At 61.7% G+C, this 16,891-nt stretch carries 17 protein-coding genes and 1 pseudogene; all 18 read left to right on the top strand.

The features are described 5' to 3' along the window. Nucleotides 1-96 precede the first annotated feature (96 nt). Nucleotides 97-291: a transcriptional regulator domain-containing protein gene (locus tag B5V03_RS01565; RefSeq protein WP_129267509.1), complete on the top strand. Its 195-nt coding sequence runs from the start codon at nt 97-99 to the stop codon at nt 289-291. 142 nt (nt 292-433) lie between these two features. Then, nucleotides 434-874: a DUF2285 domain-containing protein gene (locus B5V03_RS01570; RefSeq protein WP_349643381.1), complete on the top strand. Its 441-nt coding sequence runs from the start codon at nt 434-436 to the stop codon at nt 872-874. Between the two features lie 130 nt (nt 875-1,004). After that, nucleotides 1,005-1,286 (top strand): helix-turn-helix transcriptional regulator, encoded by a 282-nt coding sequence (locus B5V03_RS01575; RefSeq protein ID WP_129267511.1) that lies wholly within the window; start codon nt 1,005-1,007, stop codon nt 1,284-1,286. 22 nt (nt 1,287-1,308) lie between these two features. After that, nucleotides 1,309-2,190, top strand: coding sequence for a replication initiator protein A (locus B5V03_RS01580; protein WP_129267512.1), 882 nt, complete (start codon nt 1,309-1,311; stop codon nt 2,188-2,190). A gap of 301 nt (nt 2,191-2,491) precedes the next feature. Next, the gene (locus B5V03_RS01585; protein ID WP_129267513.1) at nt 2,492-2,956 is read left to right on the top strand and encodes a DUF2840 domain-containing protein; all 465 of its coding nucleotides are present in this window, start codon (nt 2,492-2,494) and stop codon (nt 2,954-2,956) included. Next, nucleotides 2,953-3,465 (top strand): S26 family signal peptidase, encoded by a 513-nt coding sequence (locus tag B5V03_RS01590; protein WP_129267514.1) that lies wholly within the window; start codon nt 2,953-2,955, stop codon nt 3,463-3,465. The genes B5V03_RS01585 and B5V03_RS01590 overlap by 4 nt, the downstream gene beginning before the upstream one ends. Nucleotides 3,466-3,644: 179 nt before the next feature. Continuing rightward, a complete protein-coding gene (locus B5V03_RS01595; protein ID WP_129267680.1) occupies nt 3,645-4,361 on the top strand; it encodes a lytic transglycosylase domain-containing protein in 717 nt (238 codons plus the stop codon). A gap of 250 nt (nt 4,362-4,611) precedes the next feature. Further along, nucleotides 4,612-6,375, top strand: coding sequence for a relaxase/mobilization nuclease domain-containing protein (locus B5V03_RS01600; RefSeq protein ID WP_129267515.1), 1,764 nt, complete (start codon nt 4,612-4,614; stop codon nt 6,373-6,375). A 37-nt stretch (nt 6,376-6,412) separates the two neighbouring features. Further along, nucleotides 6,413-8,401, top strand: a pseudogene (locus B5V03_RS01605) (conjugal transfer protein TraG). 6 nt (nt 8,402-8,407) lie between these two features. After that, on the top strand, nt 8,408-8,836 hold the full coding sequence (locus tag B5V03_RS01610) for a CopG family transcriptional regulator (protein ID WP_129267517.1): 429 nt from the start codon (nt 8,408-8,410) through the stop codon (nt 8,834-8,836). A gap of 130 nt (nt 8,837-8,966) precedes the next feature. Continuing rightward, nucleotides 8,967-10,301, top strand: coding sequence for an MFS transporter (locus tag B5V03_RS01615; protein WP_129267518.1), 1,335 nt, complete (start codon nt 8,967-8,969; stop codon nt 10,299-10,301). Nucleotides 10,302-10,579: 278 nt separating this feature from the next. Next, a complete protein-coding gene (trbB, locus tag B5V03_RS01620; RefSeq protein WP_206736105.1) occupies nt 10,580-11,494 on the top strand; it encodes a P-type conjugative transfer ATPase TrbB in 915 nt (304 codons plus the stop codon). A gap of 1 nt (nt 11,495) precedes the next feature. Next, nucleotides 11,496-11,822 carry a TrbC/VirB2 family protein gene (locus tag B5V03_RS01625; RefSeq protein WP_129267520.1) on the top strand — a complete coding sequence of 109 codons (327 nt, stop codon included), beginning with the start codon at nt 11,496-11,498 and terminating at the stop codon, nt 11,820-11,822. Further along, a complete protein-coding gene (locus tag B5V03_RS01630) occupies nt 11,822-12,085 on the top strand; it encodes a VirB3 family type IV secretion system protein (RefSeq protein ID WP_129267521.1) in 264 nt (87 codons plus the stop codon). Before B5V03_RS01625 ends, B5V03_RS01630 begins: the two co-directional genes overlap by 1 nt. A 10-nt stretch (nt 12,086-12,095) precedes the next feature. After that, nucleotides 12,096-14,537, top strand: coding sequence for a conjugal transfer protein TrbE (trbE, locus tag B5V03_RS01635; RefSeq protein WP_129267522.1), 2,442 nt, complete (start codon nt 12,096-12,098; stop codon nt 14,535-14,537). Further along, nucleotides 14,534-15,265, top strand: coding sequence for a P-type conjugative transfer protein TrbJ (gene trbJ, locus B5V03_RS01640; protein WP_129267523.1), 732 nt, complete (start codon nt 14,534-14,536; stop codon nt 15,263-15,265). Before trbE ends, trbJ begins: the two co-directional genes overlap by 4 nt. Then, nucleotides 15,265-15,636, top strand: a complete 372-nt coding sequence (gene trbK-alt, locus B5V03_RS01645) for a putative entry exclusion protein TrbK-alt (protein ID WP_129267524.1) — start codon at nt 15,265-15,267, stop codon at nt 15,634-15,636. Before trbJ ends, trbK-alt begins: the two co-directional genes overlap by 1 nt. Beyond that, entirely contained in the window at nt 15,633-16,859 is a 1,227-nt protein-coding gene (trbL, locus tag B5V03_RS01650; protein WP_129267525.1) for a P-type conjugative transfer protein TrbL, read from the top strand. Before trbK-alt ends, trbL begins: the two co-directional genes overlap by 4 nt. Nucleotides 16,860-16,891 lie beyond the last annotated feature (32 nt).

Below are 16,891 nucleotides of genomic sequence, written 5' to 3' on the forward strand. Positions count from 1 at the left end.
GCACCACGTGGTGCCAAAGTAGGGGCTTCCTGCAACCCAATCGATCAGAATTATTGCGCCACAATCCTCGTTAGCTTTGTGAATGGGGCGGAAGCAATGCCTGAATTCGACTGGCGGTCGCCGGACTCTTACAAGAGCTTGCAAAATGCTGACATCACCGACATCGCCTGGGAATGTCTTCGTCGCAATGCGGATTATCGCCGTGACTACCAAGCGATGATCGCCAACAGTCCGGACGGTGAAGTAACGCCGGAATTCAGGAGGAGGTGGGGCATCTGCTTTCGCGCATGACCCACAAGGGTACTGCAGCGAGCAGACCATCTTTTGGGCGCCCGAGGTTCTGCCTACTGTCATTCCCGTCGCAGCGACCACGTCGCCTCTCAATGGTGACGCGCCTCCGCCACCGCTAGATCTTGCAGCAGGCGCAGGCGAGGTGCGGCGTGCCTCCGATGGATGGCACGCCATCCTTCGCTTGGGCGCAGTGGAGCATCGCGTCTGGCTCAAAGAGCCGCCAGCTATCGGCGCCAGCTACGTAGCAGAGTTGCCGTTCGACGGCGACTTCGACGCACGCGCATATGCTGCCCGACGGCTGTGGCGCGCAGTGAATGGGCGCACGCCGGGGCCCGCTTTTCATGAGCTATCTAAACAGAGACGCGAACGGTTGAGCGCCGCCATTCGTGCGCTCGACGCGCGCGCGGCTGGCAATACTTATCGTGTGATCGCCGAAGTCTACTTCGGCAAGAAGCGTGTCCCGGATCGCGCCTGGAAAACGCACGATCTGCGCAATCGAACCATCCGTCTCGTGCAAAGCGGCCTCGCATTGATGCGCGGCGGCTATCGCGAACTTCTGCGGCCCAAGCGCAGAGACAAGTAGTGCCTCTCCGGGGGTATCGAAAGTCCACCCCCCGATCATCGGCATCCCCCTGCGAGGGCCTGCTCCTCCACGATGACCGCACACCCGCCGGCGCCACCGCCGGTACGCGTCGTCATCACAGAGTTCTCAAATGTCCGATCCGTTGGCCGGCTTACCGCCGCGATTCCTGCGCACGCCAGAGGCTGCGCGATATCTGGGCCTTTCCGGCCGCACCCTCGAAAAACACCGCACGTACGGCACGGGACCGACCTACCGAAAGATCGGCGGTCGCGTCGTCTACGCACTGGATGATCTGAAGGCGTGGGCCGATCTCGGCGCCAAGACATCGACCTCCGATCCCGGCAAGGGCACGGTATTGCCCGCCAAAAAACATCCGACCCTGCGCCCGTATGCGGGCCAGGAACGCCGCTAATTGCCAAAAAAGGACAATGGCGATGCGGCGCAAATACCTGTCCGAGCGCGATCAGCTTGAGCTTTTTCGTGCGTTGCCCGGCGATTTGGCGCCGCGCGACGCACAGGATCTGATGGCCTATCCGTTCTTTTCTCTCGCAAAGACCAAGCGAGTCGTTCCCATCGATTTTCGTGCCGGCGTGGTCGCCATTCGTGTTGAGGCCGTGCCGGAGCATGGCATGGCGACCATCTGGGACGCCGATGTTCTGATCTGGGCTGCGTCACAAATCGTCGAAGCCCGTGACGCAGGCCTGAAGACCTCGCGCCTGATGGCTGCAACTCCATACGAGATTCTGACGTTCGTTGGCCGCGGCACGAGTGCGCGCGATTATGATCGGCTGAAAGCCGGTCTCGACAGATTGCAATCAACGACCGTGCTGACGTCGATCCGCCAGCCCGCAGAACGACGGCGACATCGCTTCTCTTGGATCAACGAATGGAAGGAGACGGCTGACGCAAACGGACGTCCGCTCGGGCTCGAGCTGATCCTGCCGGATTGGTTCTATGCCGGCATAATCGATGATGCGCTCGTGCTCACCATCGATCGCGCGTATTTTGATCTGACGGGCGGACTTGAGCGCTGGCTTTACCGGCTCGTGCGCAAGCACGGCGGCCGGCAAGAGGGCGGCTGGAGTTTCGATCTTGTGCATCTCCATGCCAAGTCCGGCAGCCTCTCGCCGCTCAAGCATTTTGCTTACGACGTACGCCAGATTGTCCAGCGGCAGACATTGCCGGGGTATCAACTGGTGCTCTCGCGCGACGCGAATGGCGCCGAGCGCTTGAATTTCGTGCTCACCCCCGTCGATCCATTCACCGAGCGGCTTCGCCGGCGCGGTCTCATTCCGAAGTCGGGAGATAGCCTGTGAATCAGCTCGTGCTATCGGGGACCACAACCCTCGTGCCATCAGGGACCGGATCCTCGTGCTATCGGGGACCGGAATCGGACCTAAGTCCTTGTCTCTCAGCGATTTCCAGCCGCCATAACTCTTCTAACCAGAAATCCTTCGGATTTCTTCTAACGGACGGCACCATTCGCGCAGTTGGGGACAACCACCAGCAACCATCCGCCTGTTCTGCCTCGTCTCGCTGTCAGCGACGGCGACCACGCGCTGTCGCAAGCGCGCTCCAGCGGGGCAATGGGATCATCTTTCAAGCTCGGAGCGTCTCATGAGCGACCTCACCGAAGTCGAACTCCTTTGGCTCGAGAAGCGCATTGAGAACCGCATTCGCTTCGGGCGTGCTGTCGAGGAGAAGATCCTCGATCGCCGCCGGCGGCTGCTGTCATTTGCGCCAGGCAGCATCTTTGCGTTCGTTCGCTGGACGTCGAACGACTTCGGAACCGCGATCTCGCGGATGGACATCCTGCGCGCGGTCGCGCCGGGACAGCGGTGCTCGACCGTGCCCTATGTAAAGCCGGGCGGTGAGATTCTTTTACGGCTATCCGGCTGGCCGAAAGTCGAACGGGCGCTCCAGTTGATCGATGCCGTCGAAGCAGTGGACATCAATCCGGCAGACGCTGCACCGGACTATTGGCATCACGTTCACAATCGGCTGTCCGTCAACGAGAACCCGCGCCCTTACACGAAAGGACGCCACCAGGCTTGGCTTTATCGGCAGAGGATCATGCGATGACAAGACGGTTGAAGGCGTTAACTGCGATGCTTGCCGGCGCCGCCGCTCTCATCGTGCCGACCGTTCTGGAGATCACACCGGTCTACGTCTGGAATGCATCCGAGAGCGTGCCGATCGGGCTCTATCGTTTGCAGCCGTCGGACAACCTGTTCGTCACCGAGCTCGTTGCCGTTCAGCCGCCGGAACCGCTTGCGACCTTCCTCGATCTGAATGGCTATCTGCCGGCCGGGCTGCCGATGCTCAAACGCGTTCTGGCGCTTCCCGGGCAGACCGTCTGCAGAAGCGGGCTCACACTTTCCGTCGACGCGATCGAAATGGGGGAGGCGCGGGAGCGCGATGGCCGCGGCCGACCGCTCCCGAAATGGCAGGGCTGCCGCGTCGTCGGCGAGGGCGAACTCTTCGTCATGAACTGGCAGTCCACCAACTCGCTGGATGGCCGCTATTTCGGGTTCTTGCCGGCATCGGCCATCATCGGCCGCGCGCTCCCTGTGTGGACCTGGGAGAATTAATCGTGCGTGCATTGGGTTCCCGATCTGCTATTCCTCTGTTCGGCCAAGTGCTGCACCATTCCTCCATCCCGACCAACAATTGCGCAGCCGTCGCGCGCAGCGGCGGTCCAAGGCGGCTGAAAGGCCGGCGCCAAGCAGCTTTACCCTGGACGGGGGCGAGCACGGCGGCATGCGTGCGCTTGTTCGAGAGGAGCCTGCGCGCAGTCGTACCGTTGGTCGTTGCGGTGATCGTGAGTAACGCTACTGCTGTCGCCGAAACGCGACCCGCGGACCCTCCGGCAACGTATACGACTAGCGATCCATTTGCGGATTTCATCAAAGATGCCTCCCGTCGCTTCGGCGTTCCGGTGCGCTGGATACGCGCAGTCATAGACGTCGAAAGCGCCGGAGACGCGCACGCCAGATCGTTGAAAGGCGCCATGGGGCTGATGCAGATCATGCCAGAGACGTGGGCAGAGCTACGTCTTCGGTATGACCTCGGCAACGATCCCTACGATCCCCATGACAACATTCTTGCAGGTACCGCGTACCTGCGCGAACTGCACGATCGGTACGGTTCACCAGGCTTCCTCGCAGCCTACAACGCGGGACCTGGTCGCTACGAAGAGCATCTCGCCGGCCGTCCATTACCAGCTGAGACCCAGGCCTATTTGCAGAAGCTTGCGCCAGTCATCGGCAACGACATTGCCGCTTCCAGCGCGGTCGCGAGTCTGCGGCCATCGGCGGGATCGTTCTTCATTGTGCGGTCTGAAAGCTCAAAGGCCGCTGCCCGCCTGCAGCCTGTGCGCCCGCCGAACCCGGCTCCAACGGCCGCTGCCGTTCACGACATCTCGGCCATCGTGCCACAGGCAACAGGGTTGTTCGTCGCGAGATCTGATGCGGGAGGCCCGAGATGACCGAATGCGCAACCTCGCAAGCATTGGCGTGCTCTGGAGAAGAATGGGCGGAAAGGCGAGGGCAGTGGGGAAACACGACAGCAGGACGGCGAGATAAAAGGGGCTCGCCGGTAGACCCGCAAGCCATTGGCATGGCTTGGGTTCTACCGTGCCGGTCGGTCGGGGCGCGTGCCGCGCCATGCATTTTTAGCAATGCGATCAAGGATATTTTCGGCACTGTCAGCGTTCTTGCGCCTCTTGAGGCCCGGCCATGACGGTGGGCGACAGCGATCTGCGTATTCGACCCGGGCGCATTCGCAGCACCCGCGCGCCGAAACCGAAGAGCTTCATCAACCAGGTGCTACGCGCCGCGAAGAAAGCCGGGCACACCTCGGGTCAGGCTGCGGCTGGCAAGCGTTCCGCAGCCTATGGGCGCTCGACGTTTGGCCGCGGTAGGCTTGCGTTTAGCCGCAGCCGATTGTTTAGCCCGACGCGACGCGTCGTGGTGAAAGCGCGCGTTGTCCGCCACAAAGGACGAGCATTCCGCTCGGCGCCGCTGACGGCCCATCTTTCATACCTGAAGCGCGATGGCGTGACTCGGAGCGGTGAACGGGCCGAGATGTTCGATGTGAGCGGCGACAGTGCCGATGGCGCGGCCTTCGCGGAGCGGTGCGAGGGAGACAGGCATCATTTTCGGTTCATCGTCTCGCCCGAGGATGCCGGCGAGATGACTGACCTCAGGGCTTTCACCCGCGACTTGGCCAGGCAGATGGAGATCGACCTCGGCACTCGGCTCGACTGGGTGGCCGTCGATCACTGGAACACAGACAACCCTCACGTCCATCTTCTCGTTCGGGGCGTCGACGAAGAGGGCGCCGATCTCGTCATCTCCCGCGACTACATCACCCGAGGTTTGCGCTCACGCGCCGAGGAACTGGTTGCCATCGAGCTTGGACCAAGACCGGAGCATGAAATCCGAGTTTCGTTGGAGAGGGAAGTCACAGCGGAGCGATGGACGCGGCTTGATCAAGAGATCCGGATGGCAGCTGACGAAACCGGCTATGTCGATCTTCGCCCCAATAATCCCGGCAGGTCGGATCCCGAGATCCGGCGCCTGATGGTTGGTCGTCTCCAACATCTGGAGAAGATGGGTCTCGCGGCGTCAGCTGCACCTGGGGAATGGATGGTCGGGCTTGAAGCCGAGCATAACCTACGCGATCTCGGCATGCGCGGCGATATCATCAAGACGATGCACCGCGCCTTTACCGAGCGCGGGGAGGTGCGCGGCGTTTCCGACTATGTCATCGAAGGTGGGCCGCCGACATCCCAGATCGTCGGAAGGCTGGTTGATCGAGGACTGCATGACGAACTGACCGGGGAGGCCTACGCCGTGATCGACGGAACAGACGGACGCGCTCACCACGTCCGTTTCCGCGGGGTCGAGGCCTTCGAACACGCTCCGCGGGTCGGCGGGATCGTCGAAGTGCGACGCTTTGGTCAAGCCGGCGAGCCGAGCCCCACCGTGATGCTTGCGACCCGTTCCGATCTCGAGCTCAGTGCGCAGGTCACCGCGAAAGGCGCAACCTGGCTCGACCACCGCCTGGTCGAGCGGGACCCTATGCCACTCGCCATGGGCGGATTCGGCCGCGAGACTCGCGACGCCATGGAAGCGCGGACCGAGCATCTGATCCAGGAAGGTCTGGCGCGGCGGCAGGGCCAACGCATCATCCTGCAGCGCGACCTGCTGAACACGCTGCGCCGACGCGAGCTGGACGAGGTGGGGGCAAGAGTCTCGGCCGACACCGGCCTGCCTCACGTCAAGGCCGCCTCCGGGGAGCAGGTGACCGGCACGTATCGCCAGCGGCTGACGCTCGCCTCGGGGCGTTTCGCCATGATCGATGACGGACTTGGCTTTCAGCTCGTGCCCTGGTCGCGCGAACTCGAAAAGAGATTCGGCCAGCACGTCACCGGCGTCGTGAAGGACGGCGGCGGCATTGAATGGGGTTTTGGTCGCAAGCGAGACCTCGGCCTCTAGCTAATCTCGCCAATTTAGTTGCGGAAGGGCGTTCGGGATGTCCGGAACCAAAATTCTCTGGGGCCAGGTGATCGTTGTCGGCCTGATCGTTTTGCTCGCCATCTGGGGAGCAACCGAGTGGACCGCCTGGCGGCTCGCCTACCAGCCGGAGCTCGGCCACCCCTGGTTCGTGCTGGCAGGTTGGAAGGTCTACTACCCACCGATCTTCTTCTGGTGGTGGTTCGTCTACGACGCCTATGCGCCTCAGGTCTTTGTCGAGGGGGCCTTCATCGCAGCGTCTGGAACTGTCATTTCGATTGCGGCGGCGATCGGCATGTCGGTCTGGCGGGCGCGCGAGGCCAAGAATGTCGAGACCTATGGCTCGGCGCGCTGGGCCGGCATCGAGGAGGTGAAAGCGGCCGGACTTCTCGGTCAGGATGGAGTAGTGCTGGGTAAGCTCGACCGCGACTACCTTCGTCATGATGGACCAGAGCACGTGTTGTGTTTCGCACCCACCCGGTCCGGCAAAGGTGTCGGCCTTGTCGTTCCATCGCTTCTCGCCTGGCCGGGTTCGGCCATCGTCCACGACATCAAGGGTGAGAACTGGCAGCTGACAGCCGGCTTCCGCTCGCGGCATGGCCGCGTCCTGCTGTTCGACCCGACCAACCCCAAATCCTCAGCCTACAATCCGCTGCTCGAGGTTCGGCGCGGGGAGTGGGAGGTCCGCGACGTTCAGAATGTCGCCGACGTCCTGGTCGACCCCGAAGGTTCACTCGACAAGCGGAACCATTGGGAGAAGACCAGTCATTCGCTCCTGGTCGGCGCCATCCTCCATGTCCTCTATGCCGAGGGTGATAAGACCCTGGCCGGCGTCGCAGCCTTCCTGTCCGATCCGAAGCGGCCGATCGAGACGACGTTGAAGGCGATGATGACCACGTCGCACCTTGGCGAGCAGGGCGTCCATCCCGTGGTCGCCTCGACCGCACGCGAGCTCCTCAACAAATCTGAGAACGAGCGTTCCGGCGTTCTGTCTACCGCGATGTCGTTCCTTGGGCTCTACCGCGATCCCGTGGTGGCCCAAGTGACCCGCCGGTGCGACTGGCGGATCGCCGACCTGATCGCTGATGTCGGCCCGACGACACTTTACCTCGTGGTGCCGCCCTCCGACATTTCGCGGACCAAGCCGCTGATCCGTCTCGTGCTGAACCAGATCGGCCGGCGTTTAACCGAGGACTTGCACGCCAGCGACCGCCGGCACCGTGTTCTGATGATGCTCGATGAGTTCCCGGCTCTGGGGCGGCTTGATTTCTTCGAGTCCGCGCTCGCCTTCATGGCCGGTTACGGCATCAAGAGTTTCTTGATCGCGCAATCGCTTAATCAGATCGAGAAGGCCTATGGGCCCAACAACGCGATCCTCGACAACTGCCACGTGCGCGTCAGCTTTGCGACGAATGACGAGCGGACCGCCAAGCGGGTGTCCGATGCGCTGGGTACGGCGACCGAGATGCGGGCCATGAAGAATTATGCCGGACACAGATTGAACCCCTGGCTGGGCCACCTCATGGTCTCGCGGCAGGAGACGGCGAGGCCACTCTTGACCCCTGGCGAGGTCATGCAGCTTCCTCCGCGAGACGAGATCGTCATGGTGGCGGGCACGCCACCGATCAGGGCGAAGAAGGCGCGCTATTACGAGGATCAGCGGTTTACCGAGCGGGTCTTGCCGCCACCCGATCCCGCGGCCGCCGGACGGTCATCGCGAACGGACGGGTGGTCGGCGCTCGGAACGGTGACGCCAGCGGCAGGTCCAACCGACAGTGGCGAAAGCGCCGCAGAGGACACGGCCAATAGCGGTCTTCGCCGTGAGCCCGAACTCCCCGATCACGTTGCGATTGCCAAGGAGACGACCGAGCCTACGCCGGCAGAAGAATTTGCCGTTGTTCTTGACGACGACGAGGACGCGGTCCGCCAGTCCCGGCTCATACGCCAACAGAGCGCGGCGTTGCCCGCCAAGTAGCGCTTGATCCAAAACGACGGCATGGAGCTCTGAGGCGTTATGCGCGACCGGATGAACGTCTATTTCCCGCCGGAACTTCTGAAGCAGATCACGGATCTTGCCGATCGCAAGAAGCTGTCTCGGTCCGCGATCGTGGAAGCAGCAGTCGCTTCGTTTCTGTCACCAGATGGAGCAGACCGACAAGAGGCGGCATTTACCCGCCGACTGGACCGGCTGTCGCGCCAGATGCAGAGGCTGGAGCGTGATGTTGGTTTGACGGCTGAAACCCTGGCTCTCTTCATCCGCTTCTGGCTGACAATCACGCCGCCATTGCCCAACGACGCACAGGCGGCGGCCCAACTCAAGGGTCGGGAGCGCTTTGAAGGGTTTGTCGAAGCGCTCGGGCGTCGGTTGCAGAAGGGACAGAGTTTCCTGCGCGAAATTCCAGAAGACATTGTCCGTCACGAGCCGGCAGCGAAGCCTGATTGAACTACGCAGACAAGCCGTTCACCGGTCCTTCTTTTTCTACGCCAGCCCACGACCGCAGCAATTTAGCCAAGCCGACAAATAGCTGGACGCGCTATCGGCTCGAATGAGCTGAGGAGCAAGAAGGGCCAGCATGCAAATTTCAGTGGCGTGGCGGCTCATCGCGCGCGTTTTTCTCCCGTTTGCTGCAGGATACTATCTTTCGTATCTGTTCCGAACGATCAACGCTCTGATCGCCGGCAGTCTCATCTCGGATACCGGGCTCGATACTGCCGACATCGGGTTGCTCACGTCAGTCTATTTCCTGGTCTTCGCGGCGGCCCAGATCCCTATTGGTATATTGTTGGACCGCTTTGGCCCGCGTCGTGTTCAAAGCGCGTTGCTCTTGGTCGCCGCGGCAGGTGCCGGACTATTCGCGGTGTCCACTGGGTTGCCGACGCTCTTGATTTCGCGAGCAATGATCGGCCTTGGGGTGGCTGCGGCGTTGACGGCTGGCTTGAAGTCCATCGTGCTCTGGTTTCCCAGGGAACGAGTAGCCTTGCTCAACGGCTACATGATCATGCTCGGGTCGCTGGGAGCAGTGACCGCCACGGCTCCCGCCGAGCACCTCCTCGCTTGGATGGGTTGGAGACAGTTCTTTGAAATCCTGGCGGCCGTGACCGGTGCCACGGCCCTGCTCATTTATGTCGTAGTTCCTGAACGAGTCATCATCCCATCATCCGCATCAATCCCGGCCACCCTTAGCACCGTTTTTGGCGATAGGCGTTTTTGGCGAATTGCCCCGTTGTCAGCGACTTGCGTGGGATCGGCCTGGTCTCTCCAGGGATTATGGGCGTCGCCGTGGCTGACGGACGTAGAAGGACTTGATCGTGCGAGCCTTGTCGGACAGCTGTTCACGATGTCGATCTTACTTAGCGGCGGTGCTTGGTTGTTCGGCACATTGGTCCATTGCATCAGACGAAGAGGAGTTGGAGCGGAAACAATACTGGTAATTGTCGCAGTGCTGTTCGTCGCCGCCGAGCTTGCCTTGATCCTGCGCGCGCCTTTGCCGTCCAGTTTGCCGTGGTCCATTGTCGCAATTGTCGGAACTGCGACAGTGGTCAGCTTCGCGGTAATAGCCGACTACTTTCCGCCAGAACTCACCGGTCGTGCCAACGGCGCCCTGAACGTTCTGCATTTCGGTTGGGCATTTTTGGCCCAATACGGGACGGGGCTGATCCTGGAGCAATGGTCCAAGGAGGATGGCCATACGTCCATCCTGGCGTATCAAGTCGCGTTCGGTCTCAACGTAGCCGTGCAGATCGCGGCGTTCGTTTGGTTCGCGCTACCGTGGCTCCGATCCTTCACCTGGTGGATGGGTTCAATTCCCTTCTTCGCGTCGGTTAGCGTTTCCGACGCAGTCGAACCCGTCATTTCGTACGAGCAAACGGTCGTACTATTGCCGGCGGATGTCGATGCGGAGTGGTGAGCCGCCGCCCGCAACGTTACGTGTAAGCCTTCCCGGCGAACACTGATCAACATTCATCGCCATCCAACTGGTGCGTTCGAGCAGGCGTCAAATATCCGTTTCCAGTCTTTCTTTTTCTGCGCCAGTCTACGATCACTGAAAGCGCTTGTTGCGCTAAGTCGATTGGTGGCTTTCTTAATCATCCCTATCTGAGGACGCTCTTTAAACGTCCTCATTCGGTGGGGGCGGCGGTGGCAATCCATTCTTTTCAATCGGAGTCGTTATCGCGCGGTGCGCGAATGCTGCGTAGCGCGCTTGGCGCCGCCATTGCGGGCTACCTGGAAGATGACTCGATCGTCGAGGTGATGCTCAATCCAGATGGACGGTTGTGGATCGACCGGCTGTCGAGCGGCCTCATTGATACTGGCGAAACTTTGTCTGCGGCGGACGGCGAGCGCATCGTGCGTCTGGTGGCGCACCACGTAGGCGCCGAGGTGCACGCTGGCTCACCACGCGTCTCCGCAGAATTGCCCGGAACCGGCGAACGTTTCGAAGGCCTGTTACCTCCAGTCGTTGCGGCTCCTGCCTTCGCTATCCGTAAACCCGCCGTCGCCGTGTTCACTCTCGACGACTATGTCGCCGCGGGAACCATGACCTCGGAGCAAGCCAAGGCCCTGAGGAATGCGGTCGCTGTGCGTAAGAACATACTCGTCGCTGGCGGTACGTCGACCGGCAAGACAACGTTGACCAACGCGCTTCTGGCCGAGGTGGCCAAGACCTCCGATCGGGTCGTGCTGATCGAAGATACACGTGAACTGCAATGCAAGGCGCCCAATCTTGTCGCGCTGCGGACGAAGGACGGCGTAGCGACGCTGTCTGACCTCGTTCGGTCCTCGCTCCGACTGCGCCCTGACCGCATCCCGATCGGGGAGGTCCGCGGGGCCGAAGCACTCGACCTGCTCAAGGCCTGGGGCACCGGGCACCCCGGCGGCATCGGCACCATCCATGCCGGCACCGCACTCGGCGCGCTACGGCGGCTCGAGCAACTCATCCAGGAAGCCGTCATCACGGTTCCGCGTGCCCTGATCGCCGAGACCATCAACTTCGTCGCCGTGCTCGCGGGTCGCGGCGCGGACCGTCGCCTCGCCGAACTCGCCCTTGTCATGGGGCTTGGGGCCGCCGGCGACTACAGCCTTTCACCAGCAGGAGACTGACATGCGTCCACGATTGCGTTTTCTTCGAACAGCCGCATCGCTAGCCGTTTCGAACCTGGCTCTTTTGATGACGGCGCCGGCATGGGCGGCTGGCTCGAACATGCCGTGGGAGCAGCCACTCAATCAGATCCTGCAGTCGGTTGAAGGTCCGGTCGCCAAGATCATCGCTGTCATCATCATCGTCGTGACCGGGCTCACGCTCGCGTTCGGCGATTCGTCCGGCGGTTTCCGGCGGCTGATCCAGATCGTGTTCGGACTGTCGATCGCGTTCGCGGCCTCGAGCTTCTTTCTGTCGTTCTTCTCCTTCGGCGGCGGCATGGTGATCTGATGGACGACCCGGTCGCAGGTTTTGTCGTGCCCGTTCACCGCGCGCTCACCGAGCCGATTCTGATGGGCGGTGCGCCGCGGGCGGTCGCGATTGTCAACGGCACATTGGCGGCCGCCCTTGGACTAGGGCTGCGCTTGTGGATCGCGGGTCTCGTCCTCTGGTTCATCGGCCACATGGCCGCCGTCTGGGCCACCAAGCGCGATCCCGCCTTCGTCGATGTGGTGCGCCGACATCTGCGCATTCCCGGTCATCTCAACCTCTGAGCTCCCAGTCATGATGAATCTCGCCGAATATCGCCACTCCAATGCTCGTCTTGCGGACTTCCTGCCTTGGGCAGCCCTGGTCGACGAGGGAATTATCCTGAACAAGGATGGTTCGTTCCAGCGGACAGCAAAGTTCCGGGGCCCCGACCTCGACAGTGCGGTGCCAGCTGAACTTGTCGCCGTCGCAGGGCGTCTGAACAATGCCTTGCGTCGTCTGGGATCCGGCTGGGCCGTATTCGTTGAGGCGCAGCGCCATTTTGCAGGTGCTTACCCGCCGAACACCTTTCCGGATGTCGCATCTGCGCTGGTCGACGCCGAGCGCAGAGCACAATTCGAGGAGGCAGGCGCCCACTATGAATCCAGCTATTTCCTGACCTTCCTCTATCTGCCACCGGAGGAGGGAGCCGCCAAGGCGGAGCGACTGCTCTATGAGGGGCGCGATCGCACCGTTGGAGCCGACGCTCGCGAGGTGCTCCGCGGATTTGCCGATCAAACCAACCGCGTGCTTCAACTCCTTGAAGGGTTCATGCCCGAATGCACCTGGCTCGATGACCAGGCCACGCTGACCTACCTGCACTCAACGATTTCGACCAAGCGTCATCGCGTTCGCGTGCCCGAAATTCCTATGTACCTTGATGCGCTGTTGGCCGACCAGCCGCTGACCGGTGGGCTCGAGCCGATGTTGGGTTCGGCCAACGTTCGAGTTCTCACGATTGTCGGCTTCCCGGGCTCGACGACGCCGGGAATTTTGGACGATCTGAATCGCCTGGCGTTTTCGTATCGCTGGTCGACGCGCGCGATCATGCTCGACAAGACCGATGCCACCAAGCTCGTCACCAAGATCCGCCGCCAGTGGTTCGCAAAGAGAAAGTCGATTGGCGCCATTCTCAAGGAGGTCATGACCAACGAGGCGTCGACGCTGCTCGATACCGACGCCCACAACAAAGCCATCGACGCCGACGCAGCTTTGCAGGAACTGGGTTCGGATCAGATCGGACAAGCCTTTGTCACCGCAACCATCACCGTCTGGGACGGCGATCCCGGTGCAGCCGACGAAAAGCTGCGGCTGGTCGAGAAAGTCATTCAAGGCCGCGATTTCACCTGCATGATCGAGACGGTGAACGCCGTCGAAGCCTGGCTCGGCAGCCTGCCGGGACATGTCTATGCCAATGTGCGGCAGCCGCCGGTTTCGACCCTCAACCTCGCCCATATGATCCCGATGTCGGCCGTGTGGGCGGGCGAGGCGAGGGATCTACACTTCAAGGGTCCGCCACTCCTGTTTGGCAAGACCGAGGGATCGACCCCATTCCGATTCTCCCTCCACGTCGGCGACGTCGGCCATACCCTCGTGGTGGGACCGACAGGTGCTGGCAAGTCGGTGTTGTTAGCGCTGATGGCGCTGCAATTCCGCCGCTACCCGAATTCTCAGGTCTTTGCGTTCGATTTCGGCGGTTCGATCCGGGCCGCCGCGCTCGCCATGGATGGCGACTGGCACGATCTGGGCGGTGCATTGTCTGAAGGAGATGAAAACCGCGTCGCCCTGCAACCGCTGGCCTGGATCGACGATTCCTCGGAGCGAGGATGGGCCACGGAATGGATCGGCGCGATCCTGGCACGGGAAAAGATCGAGATCACCCCGGAGGTCAAGGATCATCTGTGGTCGGCGCTGACGTCACTCGCGTCGGCGCCAATGCAGGAACGCACCCTGACCGGCTTGTCGGTCCTCCTGCAATCGAACGCCCTGAAACGTGCCTTGCAACCTTATTGCCTGGGCGGTCCATCCGGACGCCTGCTTGATGCCGAATTCGAGCGCCTTGGCGAGGCCTCGGTCCAGGCGTTTGAAACCGAAGGATTGATCGGAACGAGCGCGGCGCCGGCCGTGCTGGCCTACCTCTTTCATCGTATTGGGGACCGTCTCGACGGTCGGCCCACACTTCTCATTGTTGATGAGGGTTGGCTTGCCCTCGACGACGAGGATTTTGCCGGCCAGCTTCGCGAGTGGCTGAAGACACTTCGGAAGAAGAATGCGTCCGTCATCTTCGCCACCCAATCGCTTTCAGACATCGATGGTTCCGCGATCGCGCCGGCGATCATCGAAAGCTGTCCAACGCGGCTGTTGTTGCCGAACGAGCGGGCGATCGAGCCGCAGATATCAGCCATCTACCGCCGCTTCGGCCTTAACGACCGACAGATCGAACTGCTGAGCCGGGCCACGCCGAAGCGCGACTACTACTGCCAGTCTCGCCGCGGCAACCGGATGTTCGAACTCGGTCTCGGCGAAGTTGCCCTTGCCTTTACGGCAGCCTCTTCCAAGACCGACCAGGCTGCTATCGAGCAACTGCTCGCGGAACATGGACGTGACGGCTTCGTACCCGCTTGGCTCCAGCACCGTGGCGTCGCCTGGGCAACTGACCTCATCCCCAATCTCGTCAATCTGGAGAGATCACTATGAGCCGTCTCAGGTCTTTGCTGGTCGCTGGGACTGTCGCCTTCACGCTTGGCGTCACGGCGCCCGCACGGGCGCAGTCAATCGTCTTTGACCCCAACAATTACGTCCAGAACGTCCTGACTGCAGCGCGGGCGCTGCAGCAGATCAACAATCAGATCACCTCGTTGCAGAACCAGGCGCAGATGCTGATCAACCAAGCGAAGAATCTCGCAAGCCTGCCGTATTCATCGCTGCAGCAACTCCAATCATCGATCCAGCGGACCCAGCAGCTGCTGGCCCAGGCTCAGCGCATTGCCTACGACGTCCAGCAGATCGATCGCGCGTTCTCGACCAACTATGCGCCGGCCACCGGCAGCCAGTCGAGCCAGGTGTTGATCACCAACGCTCAATCGCGGTGGCAGAATTCGGTCGCTGCGCTGCAGGACGCGCTCCGGGTCCAGGCCGGCGTCGTTGGCAATCTCGACACCAACCGTATCCAGACGTCAGCGCTTGTCACGTCGAGCCAGGGCGCCAGCGGAGCCTTGCAAGCGACCCAGGCTGGCAATCAGATCCTTGCACTTCAAGCGCAACAACTCGCCGATCTCACCGCCACAGTGGCCGCACAAGGCAGGGCGCAGAGCCTTGAGGCGGCGCAGCGCGCGACCGCGCAAGACCAGGGCCGAGAACAACTCCGGCGGTTTCTGACGCCGGGACAGGGCTATCAATCCCAAGACGTGCGGATGTTCCACTAATGACAGATACAGGCCCCTTCAAGGCGTTGTCGCTGCTCACATCAGTCGGGATACTGGTCGTCGCAGCCTGCACGATCCAGCTGCGTGGTGGAGAAGATACGTCTTCGTCGGCAAAGGCAGAGCAGACCACAGACGTCGACGTTTCCGATCTCGCCCGCTGCCGCAACGTCACTTCGGAGGATGCGGCAGATTATCAGCAATGTCATAAAATTTGGGTCGAAAACCAGCGTCGCTTCTTTGGCAGAAAAGATGGTGCCGCAGTTTCCGGCCAAGGTAATCCGGCCGCTGACGGACCGCCCAGTCCAAAGGACCAGAGCCGGATGCCGCAAGGGTATCCATCCGTCGCGATACCTGAAGCGAGCAAGCCATGACCGGCACCGGTGTCATCGATCAATTCCTGGAAACGTTCACGCGCTACATCGATAACGGCTTTGGGTTGCTCGGTGGCGACGTGGGATATCTCGCAACGACCCTGGCCGCGATTGATATCACGCTCGCCGCGCTGTTTTGGAGTTGGGGAACGGACGAGGACATTATTGCGCGCCTCGTGAAGAAGACGCTCTTCGTTGGTGTTTTTGCTTACCTCATCGGCAATTGGAATAATCTTGCGCGCATCGTCTTCGAAAGCTTTGCGGGACTTGGGCTGAAGGCATCCGGCGCAAGCCTGTCGTCAGCAGATTTCCTACGACCCGGACGAATTGCTCAAGTCGGCCTCGACGCCGGCCGGCCGCTGCTCGATTCGATCTCGAACCTGATGGGCTACATCAGCTTCTTCGAGAATTTCGTTCAGATCGTCGTCCTCTTGTTCGCATGGGTCGTCGTGCTGCTCGCCTTCTTCATTCTGGCGATCCAGCTCTTCGTCACCCTGATTGAATTTAAGCTGACGACGCTTGCCGGTTTCGTACTCATACCCTTCGGTCTGTTTGGCAAGACCGCATTCGCGGCCGAGCGCGTCTTGGGTAACGTCATATCTTCCGGAATCAAGGTCCTGGTCTTGGCCGTTATCGTCGGTATCGGCTCGACGCTGTTCTCGCAATTCACCTCGGGCTTCGGCGGCGCACAGCCAACCATCGAAGACGCGATGACGCTCGTACTCGCAGCGCTCTCGTTGTTGGGTCTCGGTATCTTCGGTCCGGGAATCGCAAATGGCCTGGTGTCCGGCGGACCGCAACTCGGCGCCGGCGCCGCGATTGGAACGGGACTTGCTGCTGGTGGCGTTGTTGCGGCAGGTGCCGGCCTTGCCGCTGGTGGTGCCGGCCTCGCCGGCGGAGCGATCGCAGGTGCTGCGCGCAGTGGCGGCGCCGTCTTGAGCGGAGCATCCGCAGCTTATCGAAGCGGTGGACTTGCAGGCGTGGCTGAAGGGGGTGCTTCCGCTGCCGTGAGTCCATTGCGCCGAGCTGCGGCTGCATTCGACAGTGGACAAACGGGTGAGCCGGCCGCGAACGCTTCGGCGGATGGGCAACCCGATTGGGCACGGCGCATGAAACGCGCCCAGACCGTTCGGCATGGCGCGTCTGCGGCCGGCCACGCCGTTCGTTCTGGCGACCATGGTGGGAGCGGCGCTTCCGTCAACCTTTCCGAAGGAGAGCGCTGACATGGCCGAGCGTCGCTTTCAACACCGGCCGC

The organism is Bradyrhizobium betae, assembly GCF_004123905.1.
GTDB classification, from domain to species: Bacteria; Pseudomonadota; Alphaproteobacteria; order Rhizobiales; family Xanthobacteraceae; genus Bradyrhizobium; species Bradyrhizobium betae_A.